Consider the following 15902-nt stretch of genomic DNA (forward strand, 5'->3'; position numbering starts at 1 on the left):
TTGCACGGGCGATCGTAGGTACCGGCGGGGTCGCGGTGTGGGAGAACCGGGGAGAGCACACAGATCCGGGCATCTCCGCTGCCGATCACCGGCGTTTCACCGCCGGACGGCCCGCGGGCACCGTCGGTTGCTGTCCCGCGGCCCCGCTCCGGCTTCCGCGGGCGGCGCCCGCGCCCCGCCCGGAAACGTGTGACGCGCCACATCGGAGATGGTCGGAGACGGACACGCACAAGCGCGCCAAAAAACCCGTCAAACATGAGCAAACACGACATGATGGCCACGCAAGGCAAAGACACGGACACGCAGCGACAAGGTTCGTGTGAAAGATTGTTAGCTATCTCCCAGTTTCAACAACACCGAAGTTCCCGTCAGGGAGGTCGGTACAAGTAGCCTGGTATCCGACGAGTGCTGGCCAGGGCAGATTCTCCCCCTGTGCGGGGAGCGACCACATGCTTCTTTGAGCCCGCCTTGCCAGCAGCCACCCGTCTTTCCTACACATTCACAAGCGAGCTGCGGAAGTGGGCGATCTCCGCCGTGTCGTCTGAGGCGTCTCAACCCCTGACAGATTTCGGCCCGAACGAGTGGTTGGTCGAGGAGCTTTACCAGAAGTACCTCACCGACCCGAATTCGGTTGACAAGGCTTGGTGGAACTTCTTCGCGGACTACAAGCCCGCGGACTCGGCCAACGGGAAGGGTGGGGGCACTGCGGCCGCGAAGGCGCAGACCGAGAAGGCCCCTGCCGCGCCCGCGCCGAAGAAGAAGGCCGCGGCCCCCGCCGCTGCCGCCAAGGACAACAAGAGCACCGATGATGCACTCCAGGTCAAGGAGGAGCGGCTGCGTGGCGCAACCGCTCGCACCGCGACCAACATGGAGTCGAGCCTGGCCCTGCCGACCGCGACGAGCGTGCGCGCGGTGCCGGTCAAGCTGCTGTTCGACAACCGCATCGTCATCAACAACCATCTCCGGCGCGGTCGCGGTGGGAAGGTCTCCTTCACCCACCTCATCGGCTACGCCATGGTCAAGGCCCTCAAGGCCATGCCGGAGATGAACCACTCCTACACGGAGCTGGACGGCAAGCCCGGCGTCGCCAAGCCCGAACACGTGAACTTCGGTCTGGCGATCGACCTGCAAAAGCCCGACGGCTCCCGTCAGCTGGTCGTGCCCTCCATCAAGAAGTCCGACGAGATGGACTTCAACGAGTTCTGGGGCGGCTACGAGGACCTGGTCCGCAAGGCCCGCAACAACAAGCTGGGCGTTCCGGACTTCCAGGGCACCACGATCAGCCTGACCAACCCCGGCGGCATCGGCACCGTGCACTCCGTGCCGCGCCTGATGCCCGGGCAGGGCACCATCCTCGGCGTCGGCGCCATGGAGTACCCGGCCGAGTTCCAGGGCGCGTCCCAGGACACCCTGAGCGAGCTCGGCATCAGCAAGGTCATGACGCTCACCTCGACGTATGACCACCGGATCATCCAGGGTGCCCAGTCGGGCGAGTTCCTGCGCCGGATCCACCAGCTGCTGCTGGGCGACGACGGTTTCTACGACGAGATCTTCAACTCGCTGCGGATCCCGTACGAGCCGGTCCGCTGGGTGCAGGACATCCATGTCAACAAGGCGACCCAGCTCGACAAGACCACCCGGGTCCAGGAGCTCATCCACGCGTACCGCGTGCGCGGCCACCTCATGGCCGACACCAACCCGCTCGACCACGAGCAGCGCAAGCACCCGGACCTGGACGTGCTGGAGCACGGCCTGACCCTCTGGGACCTGGACCGCGAGTTCCCCACCGGGGGCTTCGGCGGCAAGCAGGTCATGAAGCTTCGCGACGTTCTGGGCGTGCTGCGCGACACCTACTGCCGCACGGTGGGTATCGAGTACATGCACATCCAGAGCCCGGAGGAGCGGGAGTGGATCCAGGCGCACGTCGAGCGCGAGCACGAGAAGCTCGACCGCGACGAGCAGCTGCACATCCTGCGCCGGCTCAACAGCGCGGAGGCCTTCGAGACCTTCCTGCAGACCAAGTACGTGGGCCAGAAGCGCTTCTCCCTGGAGGGCGGCGAGTCGCTGATCCCGCTGCTGGACGGGGTGATCTCCAAGGCCGCCAGGGCCGAGTTGGACGAGGCCGTCATCGGCATGGCCCACCGCGGCCGCCTGAACGTGCTGGCCAACATCTGCGGCAAGTCCTACGGGCAGATCTTCGGTGAGTTCGAGGGCAACCTCGACCCGCGCAGCGCGCACGGCTCCGGTGACGTCAAGTACCACCTGGGCACCGAGGGCACGTTCCAGACCACCGACGGCGACAAGATCCAGATCACGCTGGCCGCCAACCCGTCCCACCTGGAGACGGTGGACCCGGTGGCCGAGGGCATCGTCCGCGCCAAGCAGGACGTCCTGGACAAGGGCCCGCAGGGGTTCACGGTCCTGCCCATCCTGATCCACGGCGACGCAGCGTTCGCCGGTCAGGGCGTGGTCGCCGAGACCCTGAACCTGTCGCAGCTGCGCGGCTACCGGACCGGCGGCACGGTGCACGTCATCGTGAACAACCAGGTGGGCTTCACCACCTCGCCGACCGACAGCCGCTCCAGCGTGTACGCCACGGACGTCGCACGGATGGTGCAGGCGCCGATCTTCCACGTCAACGGGGACGACCCCGAGGCCGTGGTCCGGGTCGCGCACCTGGCCTTCGCCTACCGTCAGACGTTCAACAAGGACGTCGTCATCGACCTCGTCTGCTACCGGCGCCGCGGGCACAACGAGGGCGACAACCCCGCGTTCACCCAGCCGCTGATGTATGACGTCATCGACGCCAAGCGCTCCACCCGCAAGCTGTTCACCGAGTCCCTCATCGGCCGCGGTGACATCACGGTGGAGGAGGCGGAGTCGGCGCTGCGCGACTACCAGACCGAGCTCGAACGCGCCTTCACCGAGACCCGCGAGGTCGAGCGGAAGCCGGTCGAGGCGGGCGCCGTGGTCAAGCCCGAGGTCTTCACCGAGTCCCGGCTGGACCACTCCAAGGTCGAGACGGCGGTCAGCACCGAGACGGTCAAGCGGATCATCGACACCCAGGTGTCGCTGCCCGAGGGCTTCACGCCGCACCCGCGGCTGGCGCCCCAGCTCTCCCGCCGTGCGTCGATGGTCGAGAACGGCACCATCGACTGGGCCACCGGTGAGCTGCTGGCCTTCGGTTCGCTGCTGATGGACGGCCACCCGGTCCGCCTGATCGGTCAGGACAGCCGCCGCGGCACCTTCGGCCAACGGCACGCCACGCTCATGGACCGCGAGACCGGCGAGAACCACACGCCGCTCAAGCAGTTCGACAACGGCACCACCAAGTTCCACGTGCACGACTCGCTGCTCAGCGAGTACGCGGCGCTGGGCTTCGAGTACGGCTACTCGCTGACCCGGCCGGACGCCCTGGTGATGTGGGAGGCGCAGTTCGGCGACTTCGTCAACGGCGCCCAGACCATCATCGACGAGTACATCAGCGCCGGCGAGCAGAAGTGGGGCCAGCGCTCCAGCGTGACCATGCTGCTGCCGCACGGCTACGAGGGGCAGGGGCCGGACCACTCCTCGGCCCGTATCGAGCGGTTCCTGCAGCAGTGCGCGCAGGAGAACATGACCGTCGCGATGCCGAGCTCCCCGGCGAGCTACTTCCACCTCCTGCGGTGGCAGGCCAAGTCGCCGTTCGAGCGTCCGCTCGTGGTGTTCACGCCGAAGTCGCTGCTGCGCCTGAAGGCCGCGACCTCGGCCACCGAGGACTTCACCTCGGGCCACTTCCAGCCGCTGATCGGGGATGACTCGCTCGCGCCGGAGAAGGTCCGTCGCGTGGTCATCTGCTCGGGCAAGATCTACTACGACCTGGACGCGGCCCGCCGCAAGAGCGGTGACAAGCACACCGCGATCATCCGGGCGGAGCGGCTCTACCCGCTGCCGATCGAGGAGATCCGGGAGCAGCTCAAGGCCTTCCCGAACGCGGGTGAGGTCCTGTGGGTCCAGGAGGAGCCGGCGAACATGGGGCCGTGGCCCTTCGTCGCGCTGGTCTTCTCCGAGCAGCTCGACCGCCCGTTCACCCGGATCTCGCGTCCGGCCTCCTCCGCGCCCGCGGCCGGTTCGGCCAAGCGGCACGAGGCCGAGCAGCGGGCCCTGGTGGACACGGTGTTCCCGCCCGCCGAGTAGGCGGAACGGTATGTACTACACCGATCGCGGAATCGAGGAGCTGGAGAACCGCCGCGGCGACGAGGAGGTCAGCTTCGCCTGGCTCGCCGAGCAGCTGCGGGTGTTCACCGACATCAACCCCGAGTTCGAGACACCGGTCGAACGACTGGCCACCTGGTTGGCCCGGTTGGACGACGAGGACGAGGAGTAGTCACAGGAAGCCGCGCTGAGCGGTGTTTCCGGCCGAGGGGCCCGGGTCGATCCGACCCGGGCCCCTCGCGTGTGTCCGGTGCCTCAGGCAGTGGTCGCGCGGAACCACTCCCGGCTGGACCTGGCGCACAGCAGCAGGAGGAAGAGTCCGGGCAGAATGAGCGCGCCCAGGATCGAGGCCCGGAGGAAGGGCTCGGTGCCCCCGTTCAGAACCGCGTCGGCCAGCACGAAGGCCGCTTCGCAGCCGATCGCCACGAGGGCCCAGCGCCGTCCGGTCCGCCCGCCCCGGCCGAGCAGGACGGCGGCGGTGCCGTACAGGACCGCCCACAGGGCGCTGAGGGCGACGGCGCCCACCTCCTCCGCCGGGGTCAGGGCCGCCTCACCGAAGGCGTCGGGTTGCGTGAACAGCGCGAACACGCCCAGCCCGGCGAAGAGGGACGTCAGGGCGGAGAGGGTCGCCGTGAGGCTGAACAGGACGCGGAGGAACCGCAGGGCGCGCGGCATGGGCGGACTCTCGGGCAGGGGTGTCTTCTCGGGAGGGGCCTGTGGGGGATGCACGGTGGGGTAATCCTCGCTGTTCTGTGCGTATTCGCAGGTGGCGTCCCCATTCAAGCGCAGGCCCGCGCCCCCGGCGGCCGGGGGCAGCCCCTAGTCACCCCTGAGCCGACCCTGAAATCCGCGACATATCTTGAGTTCGGCAGACACGAGACATATCGTGAAGTCATCAAGAGCGAGTGGAAAGGGTTCACGATGGCACGATGGACCATCGACAGTCCGATGACCCACACCCTGGACGGCATCGTCGCCCTGAAGGTGCGGATCGTCGGCGGCCAGGTCAACATCATCCCCACGGATGACCCGGTCACCTTCGAGATCACCGACGTCGAGGGCGAGCCCCTGGAGGTCACCCAGGAGGCGGGTATCCTCACCGTCCACTACCGGGACCTCACCGGTCAGGGCCTGTTGGACCGGCTCAAGCCCATCCAGCTGAGCGGGTACAGGAACATCGGCTCGCGACGGGCCACGGTCAACCTGCGGGTCCCGCGCGCCTGCCCGGTCGAGGTGACCACGGCCGGCGCCCCCGTGGTGGTGGCCGGGCTGACCTCCCGCACCCGGGTGCGCACCGCCACCGGCGAGATCACCCTGGACGGCGTCTCCGGCGAGACCGAGCTCAACACCGCCTCGGGCAACGCCTCGGTGCGCGCCCCCGGCGGCGCCCTGGGCTTCAACAGCGCCAGCGGCCAGCTGGCGGTGGCCGGCGGCCGCCTGTCCGAGCTGCGCGCCAAGTCCGCCTCCGGCCACGTACTGGTCGACACGGACCTGGCGCCCTCCGCCCGGGTCCGGGTGAACACGGTCTCCGGCGAGGTGGCCCTGCGGGTCCCCTCGGAGAGCTCCGCCACCGTGGAGCTGCGCACCGTCACCGGGAAGGTGGACTCCGACTTCGGTCTGGACCGGCGCAGCGCTCCGGCCCGCAGCGCCCTGAGCGGCAAGATCGGCGTGGGCGTCGACCCCGCCTCCATCAGTGTCAACACCGTGTCCGGCCGGACCGCACTGCTGCGGCGCGCGCCCGAGGCTCCGGCCGCGATCCCCGAGGGGGCCTGAATGAGTACCATCTTCGGCCACGGCAGGCTGCGTCTCTACCTGCTCAAGCTGCTGGACGAGAGCCCGCGGCACGGTTACGAGATCATCAGTCTGCTCCGCGACCGTTTCCTCGGCGTGTACTCGCCCTCCCCCGGCACCATCTACCCCCGGCTCGCGCGGTTGGAGGAGGAGGGCCTGGTCACGCACACCGAGGAGGGCGGCCGCAAGGTCTACAGCCTCACCGACAAGGGACGCGCGGAACTGCGCGCCCGCAGCGGCGACCTGGACGACCTGGAGCAGGAGATCACCGACTCGGTGCGTGACATCGCCCGGGCGGTCAAGCAGGACGTGCGCGCCACCATCAGCTCCCTGCGCGACGAACTCAAGTTCACCGCGGGCGGGAGCCGCCGCGACCCGGCCGGGGAGGCCGCAGGAGAGCAGCGCTCCGAGGAGCGCGAGCCGGGCGAGTCCGCCGAGGACGACCGGGACCGCGAGCGGCAGCGGGACCGCGACTGCGGGGACAGCGGCATGTGGGCCCGCGAGTGGGAGCGGTTCGCCCAGGGCTTCGGCTCCTTCGGGGCCCCCTGGGGCCGCAACGAATCCGACCGGGGTGAGCGCACCGGCGAGGAGTCCGGGGAAGGGGCGGGCAGGGACGATCGCCCGGACCTGGAGCACGCCCTGCGGGACTTCTCGGTGCGTGTACGCGACATGGTCCGCGGAGCCGGGCAGGTGGGCGGGTCCGCCGCACACGACCTGCGCCGCATCCTCGACGACACCGTCGAGGTGATCCGCCGCGACATGAGTCGCTGGGGCCCGCCCGAGAAGGACGACGGGGAGGACCGCGAGGGCCCGGAGAGCGCGGCCGAGGGGCCCCGGGGGTCCCAGGGCACGGACGGGGGGACGTCGGCCGAGGAGCCCGGATCGCCGAGCCGGGACGCCCGGCCGATGCCGCCCACCGGCGGCGACCCCTGGTCCGCCGCCACCGGCGAGGACGACCGGAAGAGGGACTGACCGGCAGCAGGGGCTCGGAGGACCACGCGGGGGCATGGTCCTCCGGGCCCCGCGGCCGCATCATCCGAAGGAGAAGGAAGAACCCGTGCTGGTCCCGTACACGATCGAGGAGGACGAGAACGGCCGCTGGCGTGCCCGCGCCCTGCTGCGCCCCGGCATCGGCGCCCACGGCGAGGGGGACACCCCGGACGCCGCACTCGCGGACCTGCGTGCGGCCCTGGCACTCCTGACCGAGGAGTTCGGCACTCCCGCAGAGCTGATGTGAGGGGCCCGGTCCGTACGGTTGCGGACCGGGCCCCTCGTGGCGTACCCGGGGCCTGTGGTGCCCGGGGCCTGTGCCTAACGGCGGGCGACGCCGTCCTGGCGGGCCTGCTCGGCGACCGCGGCGGAGACCGCCGGGACCACCCGCTCGTCGAAGGAGCTGGGGATGACGTAGTCGGCGCTCAGGTCGTCACCGACGAGCTCAGCCAGCGCCTTGGCCGCGGCCAGCTTCATGTTCTCGGTGATGTCGGTGGCCTGGACGTCGAAGGCTCCCCGGAAGACGCCGGGGAAGGCCAGCACGTTGTTGATCTGGTTCGGGAAGTCGCTGCGCCCGGTGGCGACGACGCTCGCGTAGCTGCGGGCGACGTCCGGGTGCACCTCCGGGTTGGGGTTGGCCATGGCGAAGATGATCGCGTCGTCGGCCATGGTGGCCACGACCGATTCGGGGACCTCGCCCGCGGAGAGCCCGACGAACACGTCGGCGCCGTTGAGGGCGCTCTCGATGGAGCCCTGGATCCCGGCCTTGTTGCTGATCGAGGCCAGCTCCTGCTTGACCGGGGTCAGGCCCTCGCGGCCGTCGTAGATCATGCCCTTGGAGTCGGCCACGGCGATGTCGCCGATACCACCGTCGATGAGCATCTTGGTGACGGCGACGCCCGCGGCGCCCGCTCCGGAGACGACGACGCGCAGGTCGGCCAGGGTGCGGCCGGTGAGGCGGGCGGCGTTGTGCAGCGCGGCGACGGTCACGATGGCGGTGCCGTGCTGGTCGTCGTGAAAGACCGGGATGTCCAGGCGCTCACGCAGCTTGGCCTCGATCTCGAAGCAGCGCGGGGCCGCGATGTCCTCCAGGTTGATGCCACCGAAGGAGGGCGACATCCGCACGACGGTCTCGACGATCTCGTCGACACCGGTGCAGTTGAGCGCGATCGGCACGGAGTCGACGTCGCCGAACTGCTTGAAGAGCAGCGACTTGCCCTCCATGACCGGCAGGGAGGCCTCCGGGCCGATGTTGCCCAGGCCGAGCACGGCGGTGCCGTCGGTGACGACGGCGACCAGGTTGCTCTTCCAGGTGTAGGTCTCGACGAGGTCGGGGGTCTCGGCGATGGCGTCGCAGACGCGGGCGACGCCGGGGGTGTAGGCGAGGGACAGGCCCTCGTGGTCACTGACGTCCACGGAGGAGGTCACGTGCAGCTTGCCGCCGCGGTGCATGGCGAAAGCCGGGTCCTCGTCCAGCTTGGACGTGTTCTGGGTACGCGAAGAAAAGGTGGTCACTACTCAAACCCCTCGGTCTGCTGTTCGTCCACGTCGGCCATGACGGGGACGGTCGGCGTTAGCCACGGACCGCGCGCGAAGACGTAAGGGTGCTAGGGGAGCTCTCCGCGGCGCCGGTCGGCCATGACCGGTTGTGTCGCCGGGGGAGACAAGTCTTCGCCGGACTCCTATGCGAGTACTGCGCGTCCGCCTCTCACGGGGATGACCCGTTACGTAATTCTCTCACAACGGTGACCAGAGGAAAATCGCGGGTCGACACGATGGAACGTTACCGACGCATCACCACATGAAGCATAATGTCCTGGATGTCGCTACCGACAGGCCGCGTCCAACGCTGAACCCGGCTCTGAACAGGCACTCCGTGCTCCCAGAAGGAGACCCCACATGGCACTGCGCAAGCCCCTGTCCGAGCCCCGGACCTACCTCACCGCCCTCACCGCGGCCGGTGTCCTGGCCCTGACGGCCTGCGGTGGCGGAGAGGACGCCACCGAGGACACGGCGGCGCCAGAGGCGCCCGAGGTGGCGGTCGACGAGGAGCTCGCCGCACTCGTCCCCGAGGACATCGCCGAGGCCGGCTCCGTCACCATCGGCGTCGAGGCCTCCTACCCGCCCGGTGAGTACCTGGACGAGGACGGCGAGACCGTCCTCGGCTTCAACGTCGACCTGCTGGAGGCCGCCCTCGGCAAGCTCGGTCTGGAGGCCGACTGGGAGCCGACCACCTTCGACTCGATCATCATCGGCGTCGACACCGGCACCTACGACCTCGGCTCCTCCTCCTTCACCATCACGGAGGACCGGATGGAGGCCGTGAACATGGTCAGCTACTTCTCCTCCGGCACCCAGTGGTTCGGCCCGGCGGGCAACCCCGAGGGGGTGGACCCCGAGAACGCCTGCGGCCTGCGCATCGCCGTGCAGTCGAACACCACCCACGACGCGGACATCGAGGCCCGCAGCCAGGAGTGCGTCGACGCCGGCGAGGAAGCCATCACCATCGAGAAGTTCCAGACCCAGCCGCAGGCCACCGAGACCGTCGTCTCCGGCCTGAACGACGCCTCCCTGGCGGACCTGCCGACCTCGCTGTACGCCCTGCAGCAGACCGGCGAACAGCTGGAGTTCATCGGCGACCAGTACGACGCCGCCCCCTACGGCATCCTCACCCACCAGGACGACGAGGAGCTCGCGGAGGCCGTCGCCGCCGCCTTCAACACCATGATCGAGGACGGCACCTACGAGGAGGTCCTCGGCGAGTGGGGTATCGAGGTCGGCGCCATGGAGACCGCTGAGGTGAACCCCTCCGTCGAGGAGTAGTTCCTCCGACCGCTCCCGCCCGACACCAAGCGAAAGTCTGAACGTGACCTCACCGAGCGAACCGGTGGGCGGCCCGGGGTCGAAGGAACCGACCCCGGGCCGTTCGGCCGCACCGATCACAGCCGTCCCCGTCCGGTACCCCGAACGGTGGGTGGCAGCGGGGATCATCCTCGTCCTCGCCGCGATGTTCGTGCACATGCTGTTCACGAACCCCGCGTTCAACTGGCCGTTCATGCTCGACAACATGTTCTCGGAACCGGTGGTCCGGGGCGTGTGGGTGACGCTGAGCGCGACCGTGCTGTCGATGGTCATCGGCGTCGTCCTGGGCATCGTCCTCGCGGTGATGCGCCTGTCCGGGAACCCCGTCCTGGTCACGGTCTCCTGGACGTACACGTGGTTCTTCCGCGGCGTGCCCCGGCTCGTGCTGGCGGTGCTCTTCGGCAACCTCGCCATCCTGTACTCGACCATCCACATCGGACTGCCGTTCGACAACTACTGGATGCCGTGGCTCGGCCTCGAGGGCGACGCCCGCTTCTTCGAGATCGACGCGCGCACCCTGCTCACCGGCTACACCGCGGGTCTGCTGGCCCTGTCCCTGTCCGAGGGCGCCTACATGGCGGAGATCATCCGCGCCGGTCTGCAGTCGGTCGACAAGGGGCAGACCGAGGCGTCCCAGGCCCTGGGCATGAGCAAGAGCAAGATCATGCGGCGGATCACCCTGCCGCAGGCGATGCGGGTCGTCATCCCCCCGACGGGCAACGAGACCATCGCCATGCTCAAGGACACGGCACTGCTCGCCTACGTACCGGTGACCATCGAGCTGTTCTACCAGCTCCAGGCCATCGGCACCCGGAGCTACCAGATCTTCCCGATGCTGGTGGCGGCGTGCCTGTGGTACCTGGCGATCACCAGTGTCCTGATGACCGGTCAGTACTTCATCGAACGCAGGTTCAACCGGAGCGGGCGCGGCACGGCCCGGGAGCGCATCGCCGGAGGGGCGCACTGATGGCTGAGAAGACCAGGGACCACGGGGAACAGGCCGCACCCGGAACCGCGGAGGGCGCGGCCGCGTCCGGAACGGCCGTGCCCGGGGACGCCCTCGTGGTGGCCGAGAACGTGCACAAGAGCTTCGGGCGCCTGGAGGTACTCAAGGGCATCGACCTGCAGGTCCGGCGAGGCGAGGTCATGTGCGTCGTCGGCCCCTCGGGGTCGGGTAAGTCCACCTTCCTGCGCTGCATCAACCACCTGGAGAAGCTCACCGCGGGCCGCCTGTGGGTCAACGGCGAGCTGATGGGGTACCGCCAGAAGCGCGGGCGCCTGTACGAGCTGCGCGACAGCGAGATCGCCGCCCAGCGCAGCGACATCGGGATGGTCTTCCAACGTTTCAACCTGTTCCCCCACCTGACCGTGCTCGGCAACATCATCGAGGCTCCGGTCCAGGTCAAGCGGGTTCCCAGGGCCCGAGCCACCGAGCGTGCCATGGAAATGCTGGAGCGGGTCGGGCTACCGGACAAGGCGAACGCCTACCCCGAACAGCTCTCCGGCGGCCAGCAGCAGCGCGTGGCGATCGCCCGAGCGCTGGCCATGGAGCCGTCGCTCATGCTGTTCGACGAGCCCACCAGCGCCCTGGACCCGGAACTGGTCGGTGAGGTCCTGGACGTCATGCAGGACCTGGCCAGGGGCGGCATGACCATGGTCGTGGTCACCCACGAGATGGGCTTCGCCCGCGAGGTCGGCGACTCGCTGGTCTTCATGGACGACGGCGTCGTGGTGGAGTCGGGGTCGCCCGACGAGGTGCTCTCCAACCCCCGGCACGAGCGCACCCAGGCGTTCCTCTCCAAGGTCCTCTGACACCGGGCCCACCCGGTCGGACCCGCCCAGGGCCCCGCGTTCCTCCGCGAGCGCGGGGCCCTGGCCTCGCCCGGGTCCCCGGCGCGACGACGCCCGCCGGGCCGGGGCCCGATGCCCTTGACCGGAGGGCCTCCCAACGCCAGAGTCATTTCCCAGGGGCACCCAGACGGTCTGGAGTGATCCGTGAATCAGGGCCTGGACCCCGGGGAGAGGCATGGACGCGCGTACGGAGAAGGCCCGCAGGCTCTGGGAGAACCGGGCCGGGAGCTACGACACCGGGGGCCGTTACGAGCCACCGGCGATCCTGCGGACCCGCGCTCTGCTCTGCGGCGGTGCCAGGGGGCGCACCCTGGAGGTGGCCGTGGGCACGGGACGGAACCTGGAGTACTACCCGCCCCAGGTGAAGCTGACCGGACTGGACCTGAGCCCCGCGATGCTGGCCGGGGCCCGGGACAGGGCCGAGGAACAGGGCCGTCCGGTCTCCCTGGTGGAGGGCGACGCCCAACGGATGTCCTTCTCCGACCGCTCCTTCGACACCGTGGTGTGCGTGCTCGCCCTGTGCGCCGTCCCCGACCAGGAGCGTGCGCTGGCGGAGATGTACCGGGTGCTGGTACCCGGGGGGCGGCTGCTGCTGGTCGACCACATCGAGTACACCCGGTTCCCGTTCCGGCTACGTGAACGCCTGCGCAAACACCCCCGCAGACTGCCCCGGACCGTGGCCGAGGAGGTCGGCTTCGAGGTGGGCCACCACGACCGCCTGCTCCTCGGACTGGTGGAGCGGTTGGTCGCGCACCGGCCGCGCTGAGCGGACCGGCCGGACGGATCCCGCGGGCCGACCGCCACGCGGGTCCCCCGGTCCCCGCGAACCCCGCCCGTCCAGCACATACCCTGGAAACGACCGCAGATTTGACCCGCGACCGAGGTGGACCGATGATCCGTCCCGCACGCCCCGACGACGTTCCCGAGATCCATCGGATGATCCGGGAACTCGCGGAGTACGAGAAGGAGCCCGAAGCGGTCGTCTCGACCGAGGAGGATCTGCACACCGCGTTGTTCGGACCGGACGCCTCGGTCTACGCGCACGTGGCGGAACACGCGGGCGGCAACGGCCCGCCCGCCCCTGCGGGGTTCGCCCTGTGGTTCCGCAACTACTCCACCTGGACCGGTCGGCACGGCATCCACCTGGAGGACCTGTACGTCCGCCCCGAACTGCGCGGAAACGGCTACGGCCTGGCCCTGCTGAGGAACCTCGCCCGGCTCTGCGTGGAACGCGGCTACACCCGGCTGGAGTGGTCGGTGCTGGACTGGAACATGCCCGCGATCGAGTTCTACAAGTCCCTGGGTTCGACGTCCCTGGACGAGTGGACGGTCCGTCGCCTGGACGGCGACGCGCTGGCCGACCTGGGCTCCACAAAGGGCTGAGCCGGGCCGTTCGTCTCGTATCCGCGCCTTGACGGACGGACACGATCCACCCTCCCTGCGTCAGTGGCAGGGTGAAACGAGATACATTGCTCTCAAGCGGCAACCTCGCCCCCCGAAGGAGGGACGTGACCGAAGAAACCGCTGTGCCCACGGCCGACGCCACCGGTGTACGCGACGCTGTCACCGTCAACATGCCCGCCGACAGCGCTTATCTGTCTGTCCTGCGCACGGCGACCGCAGGGCTGGCAGCACGGCTCGACTTCACCCTCGACGAGATCGAGGACCTGAGGATCGGGGTCGACGAGGCGTGCGCGATGCTCCTCTCCCAGGCGCTGCCGGGCACAGATCTGACCACGGAATTCGAACTCACCCCCGATGGGATGCGCATCTCCGTCTCGGTGCTGACCGCGGACGGACGCCTCCCCGCCCGGGACACCTTCGCCTGGACCGTCCTGTCCGCTCTCGCGGGGGATGTCGACGCGGGGGTCGGCCCGGACGATCGCGTCTACATCGTCCTGTACAAACGCCGCGGCACCCTGGAGCCGGCGTGAGCGAAAGGGGGCCCGCTCTGACAGCGAAGACCGAGCACGCGGTGCCCGACCGGGCGCGCGCGAGAGAGTTGTTCGAGCGCCTTAACGAACTCGACGCGGATTCGGCCGAGCGCCGGAGGATCCGGGACGAGCTGGTGGAACTCCACCTGCCCTTGGTGGAGTACCTGGCCCGGCGCTTCCGCAACCGCGGTGAGTGGCTGGACGATCTCACCCAGGTGGCCACGATCGGGCTCATCAAGTCCATCGACCGGTTCGACCTGGAGCGCGGGGTGGAGTTCTCCACCTACGCGACCCCGACGATCGTCGGTGAGATCAAGCGCCACTTCCGGGACAAGGGCTGGGCGGTACGGGTTCCCCGCCGCCTTCAGGAGCTGAAGCTCTCGCTGACCAAGGCCGTCAGCGACCTCTCGCAGCGGGAGGGGCGCTCCCCCACCGTGGCGGAACTGGCCCAGCACCTCCAGATGACCGAGGAGGAGGTGTTGGAGGGCCTGGAGTCCGCCAACGCCTACTCGACGGTTTCGTTGGACGCTCCCGACAGCGGTGACGAGGACGCCCCCGCGGTGGCCGACTCCCTGGGGATCGTCGACGAGTCGTTGGAGGGCGTCGAGTACCGCGAGTCGCTGAAACCTCTTCTGGAACAGCTACCGCCCCGGGAGAAGCGCATCCTGCTGCTGCGCTTCTTCGGGAACATGACCCAGTCGCAGATCGCCCAGGAGCTGGGGATCTCCCAGATGCACGTGTCGCGTCTGCTGGCGCGCACCCTGGCACAGTTGCGGCAGGCTCTCACCACGGACGACTGACCTGATCCGTGGCCTTCGGCCGCGGTGCTGGCTACCGGCGATCCTCTTCGGTCCCGGGGAACAGCACCGCGGTCGTCGGCGGGGCCAGGACCGCGGCCGCGGCGACGACGGCCGTGCCGAGCATGAGGGCGCCGAACAGGTACTGCTCCCCGGTGAACATGTAGTACGCCACCACGGCCATGAAGAGCTGGGTGACCACCACCGGGGTGCGGGCCCAGTCGCGCAGCTGCCACAGCCCGCGCGCGACGAAGACCAGCAACGCACCGACCCCGACGCCGATCAGGGTGAGCGGGACGGCGGAGGTGACCGGATCACCGGCCCGGCCGGTGACCGCGGTGTAGAGGCTGTAGAGACCGCCGGCCGCCGCGGCCAGCCCGACCAGGGCCTCCAGTGCGGCGGCGACGACGAGGGTGATGGGACGCGAGGACACCCGAAGAGCCTATACGCGCCCCGGAACTCACCCCTCCCCGCCCCCGTCCTGCTCCGGGCCATGGGGATCCACTCCACCCCCGGCGAGGCGCCCACCGCCTAGACTGGCCGGGTGCGAGCCCTATTCATCGTGAACCCCCATGCGACCACGACCACCTCGCGCACCCGCGAGGTGATCCTGGGCGCCCTGGCATCCGAGCTGGACGTCACCCCCGTCGAGACCGCCTACCGCGACCACGCCCGTGAACTGGCCGCGACGGCCGCGGCCGAAGGCTACGAACTCGTGTTGAGCCTGGGCGGCGACGGCACCGTCAACGAGATCGTCAACGGCCTCCTCGCCACCCCGCAGGAGCTGACCCGCCCCCGCTACGCCGTGATCCCCGGGGGCAGCGCGAACGTGTTCATCCGTGCTCTGGGCGTCCCCGGCGACCCGATCGAGGCCACCGGCGCGGTACTGGAGGCGATCCGGGCGGGACGCGAGAAGGAGATCGGGCTGGGCCGGATCACCGGCGACCAGGACGACCGGTACTTCACGTTCTGTGCCGGATTCGGTTGGGACGCCGACGTGGTGCAACAGGTGGAACACGAACGCGGCAACGGCAGGAAGGCGACTCCGGCTCTCTACGCGGAAGCCGCGGTAAAGCTGTTCTTCCAAGGGGATATAAGCGATCCGTCACTCAGCGTGGCCGGTGGTGGAAGGTCCCTGGACCATGTCTATTTCGCACTGGTCACGAACACCACTCCGTGGACGTACGCGGGAGCGCTACCACTTCAACCGACCCCGGACTCCCGTTTCGAGCTCGGCCTGGACGCTTTCGCGCTGACCCAGTCCTCGCACGCGCTGACTGGCTGGGTTCTTTCCCAGATGTTCTTCCCCAAGGGCCTTCCCGCACGTGGGGACGGCTACGTGACCTGGCACGACCAGCCGGAGCTCCGGATCTCGTCAAGCCATCCGAGAGCCTTCCAAATCGATGGTGAATACCTGGGAGAGCGCAAACAGGTCAACTTCCACTCGGTACCGAAGGCATTACGAATCTTCTGTTAATTACCG

The 15902-nt window shown here is 69.1% G+C and carries 16 protein-coding genes; 13 read left to right on the top strand and 3 right to left on the bottom strand.

Going from position 1 to position 15902, the window contains the following annotated elements:
- Positions 1–534 precede the first annotated feature (534 nt).
- Positions 535–4176 carry a multifunctional oxoglutarate decarboxylase/oxoglutarate dehydrogenase thiamine pyrophosphate-binding subunit/dihydrolipoyllysine-residue succinyltransferase subunit gene (locus ACUKCB_RS15885; protein WP_473036399.1) on the top strand — a complete coding sequence of 1214 codons (3642 nt, stop codon included), beginning with the start codon at positions 535–537 and terminating at the stop codon, positions 4174–4176.
- 10 nt (positions 4177–4186) lie between these two features.
- Positions 4187–4366 carry a DUF6104 family protein gene (locus tag ACUKCB_RS15890; protein ID WP_191268298.1) on the top strand — a complete coding sequence of 60 codons (180 nt, stop codon included), beginning with the start codon at positions 4187–4189 and terminating at the stop codon, positions 4364–4366.
- Between the two features lie 83 nt (positions 4367–4449).
- Here the strand turns inward: ACUKCB_RS15890 and ACUKCB_RS15895 are convergent, their stop codons facing one another.
- Positions 4450–4869, bottom strand: a complete 420-nt coding sequence (locus tag ACUKCB_RS15895) for a hypothetical protein (RefSeq protein WP_473036400.1) — start codon at positions 4867–4869, stop codon at positions 4450–4452.
- Between the two features lie 246 nt (positions 4870–5115).
- Between ACUKCB_RS15895 and ACUKCB_RS15900 the strand changes: the two genes are divergently transcribed.
- From ACUKCB_RS15900 to ACUKCB_RS15910, 3 genes are all read left to right on the top strand, one after another.
- Positions 5116–5967, top strand: coding sequence for a DUF4097 family beta strand repeat-containing protein (locus ACUKCB_RS15900; protein WP_473036401.1), 852 nt, complete (start codon positions 5116–5118; stop codon positions 5965–5967).
- Positions 5968–6957: a PadR family transcriptional regulator gene (locus ACUKCB_RS15905; RefSeq protein WP_473036402.1), complete on the top strand. Its 990-nt coding sequence runs from the start codon at positions 5968–5970 to the stop codon at positions 6955–6957.
- Positions 6958–7042: 85 nt separating this feature from the next.
- Positions 7043–7222 (top strand): hypothetical protein, encoded by a 180-nt coding sequence (locus ACUKCB_RS15910; protein ID WP_473036403.1) that lies wholly within the window; start codon positions 7043–7045, stop codon positions 7220–7222.
- Between the two features lie 74 nt (positions 7223–7296).
- Here the strand turns inward: ACUKCB_RS15910 and ACUKCB_RS15915 are convergent, their stop codons facing one another.
- Entirely contained in the window at positions 7297–8490 is a 1194-nt protein-coding gene (locus tag ACUKCB_RS15915) for an NAD(P)-dependent malic enzyme (RefSeq protein WP_473036404.1), read from the bottom strand.
- A 384-nt stretch (positions 8491–8874) separates the two neighbouring features.
- Here ACUKCB_RS15915 and ACUKCB_RS15920 point away from each other — a divergent pair, with 384 nt between their 5' ends.
- The 7 genes from ACUKCB_RS15920 (at position 8875) to ACUKCB_RS15950 (ending at position 14422) form a co-directional block, all read left to right on the top strand.
- Complete coding sequence (locus ACUKCB_RS15920) at positions 8875–9798, top strand: ABC transporter substrate-binding protein (protein WP_473036405.1); 924 nt, start codon at positions 8875–8877, stop codon at positions 9796–9798.
- Between the two features lie 43 nt (positions 9799–9841).
- Positions 9842–10804, top strand: coding sequence for an amino acid ABC transporter permease (locus ACUKCB_RS15925; protein ID WP_473036406.1), 963 nt, complete (start codon positions 9842–9844; stop codon positions 10802–10804).
- On the top strand, positions 10804–11649 hold the full coding sequence (locus tag ACUKCB_RS15930) for an amino acid ABC transporter ATP-binding protein (protein ID WP_473036407.1): 846 nt from the start codon (positions 10804–10806) through the stop codon (positions 11647–11649). The genes ACUKCB_RS15925 and ACUKCB_RS15930 overlap by 1 nt, the downstream gene beginning before the upstream one ends.
- Before the next feature lie 214 nt (positions 11650–11863).
- The gene (locus ACUKCB_RS15935) at positions 11864–12454 is read left to right on the top strand and encodes a class I SAM-dependent methyltransferase (protein ID WP_473036408.1); all 591 of its coding nucleotides are present in this window, start codon (positions 11864–11866) and stop codon (positions 12452–12454) included.
- A 125-nt stretch (positions 12455–12579) separates the two neighbouring features.
- Positions 12580–13071 carry a GNAT family N-acetyltransferase gene (locus tag ACUKCB_RS15940; protein WP_473036409.1) on the top strand — a complete coding sequence of 164 codons (492 nt, stop codon included), beginning with the start codon at positions 12580–12582 and terminating at the stop codon, positions 13069–13071.
- A 125-nt stretch (positions 13072–13196) separates the two neighbouring features.
- The gene (locus tag ACUKCB_RS15945; RefSeq protein WP_452546857.1) at positions 13197–13622 is read left to right on the top strand and encodes an ATP-binding protein; all 426 of its coding nucleotides are present in this window, start codon (positions 13197–13199) and stop codon (positions 13620–13622) included.
- Between the two features lie 41 nt (positions 13623–13663).
- On the top strand, positions 13664–14422 hold the full coding sequence (locus tag ACUKCB_RS15950) for an RNA polymerase sigma factor SigF (RefSeq protein ID WP_014909463.1): 759 nt from the start codon (positions 13664–13666) through the stop codon (positions 14420–14422).
- A gap of 31 nt (positions 14423–14453) precedes the next feature.
- Here ACUKCB_RS15950 and ACUKCB_RS15955 read toward each other — a convergent pair whose 3' ends face one another.
- Entirely contained in the window at positions 14454–14852 is a 399-nt protein-coding gene (locus ACUKCB_RS15955) for a hypothetical protein (protein WP_473036410.1), read from the bottom strand.
- A 111-nt stretch (positions 14853–14963) separates the two neighbouring features.
- Here ACUKCB_RS15955 and ACUKCB_RS15960 point away from each other — a divergent pair, with 111 nt between their 5' ends.
- Complete coding sequence (locus ACUKCB_RS15960; RefSeq protein WP_473036412.1) at positions 14964–15896, top strand: diacylglycerol/lipid kinase family protein; 933 nt, start codon at positions 14964–14966, stop codon at positions 15894–15896.
- Positions 15897–15902 lie beyond the last annotated feature (6 nt).

The organism is Nocardiopsis moroccensis (genome assembly GCF_055763695.1).

Coding starts and splice junctions, on each gene's coding strand:
- ACUKCB_RS15890 (WP_191268298.1), top strand. CDS start 4,187: ATGTACTACACCGATCGCGGAATCGAGGAGCTGGAGAACCGCCGCGGC.
- ACUKCB_RS15895 (WP_473036400.1), bottom strand. CDS start 4,869: ATGCCGCGCGCCCTGCGGTTCCTCCGCGTCCTGTTCAGCCTCACGGCG.
- ACUKCB_RS15900 (WP_473036401.1), top strand. CDS start 5,116: ATGGCACGATGGACCATCGACAGTCCGATGACCCACACCCTGGACGGC.
- ACUKCB_RS15905 (WP_473036402.1), top strand. CDS start 5,968: ATGAGTACCATCTTCGGCCACGGCAGGCTGCGTCTCTACCTGCTCAAG.
- ACUKCB_RS15920 (WP_473036405.1), top strand. CDS start 8,875: ATGGCACTGCGCAAGCCCCTGTCCGAGCCCCGGACCTACCTCACCGCC.
- ACUKCB_RS15930 (WP_473036407.1), top strand. CDS start 10,804: ATGGCTGAGAAGACCAGGGACCACGGGGAACAGGCCGCACCCGGAACC.
- ACUKCB_RS15935 (WP_473036408.1), top strand. CDS start 11,864: ATGGACGCGCGTACGGAGAAGGCCCGCAGGCTCTGGGAGAACCGGGCC.
- ACUKCB_RS15940 (WP_473036409.1), top strand. CDS start 12,580: ATGATCCGTCCCGCACGCCCCGACGACGTTCCCGAGATCCATCGGATG.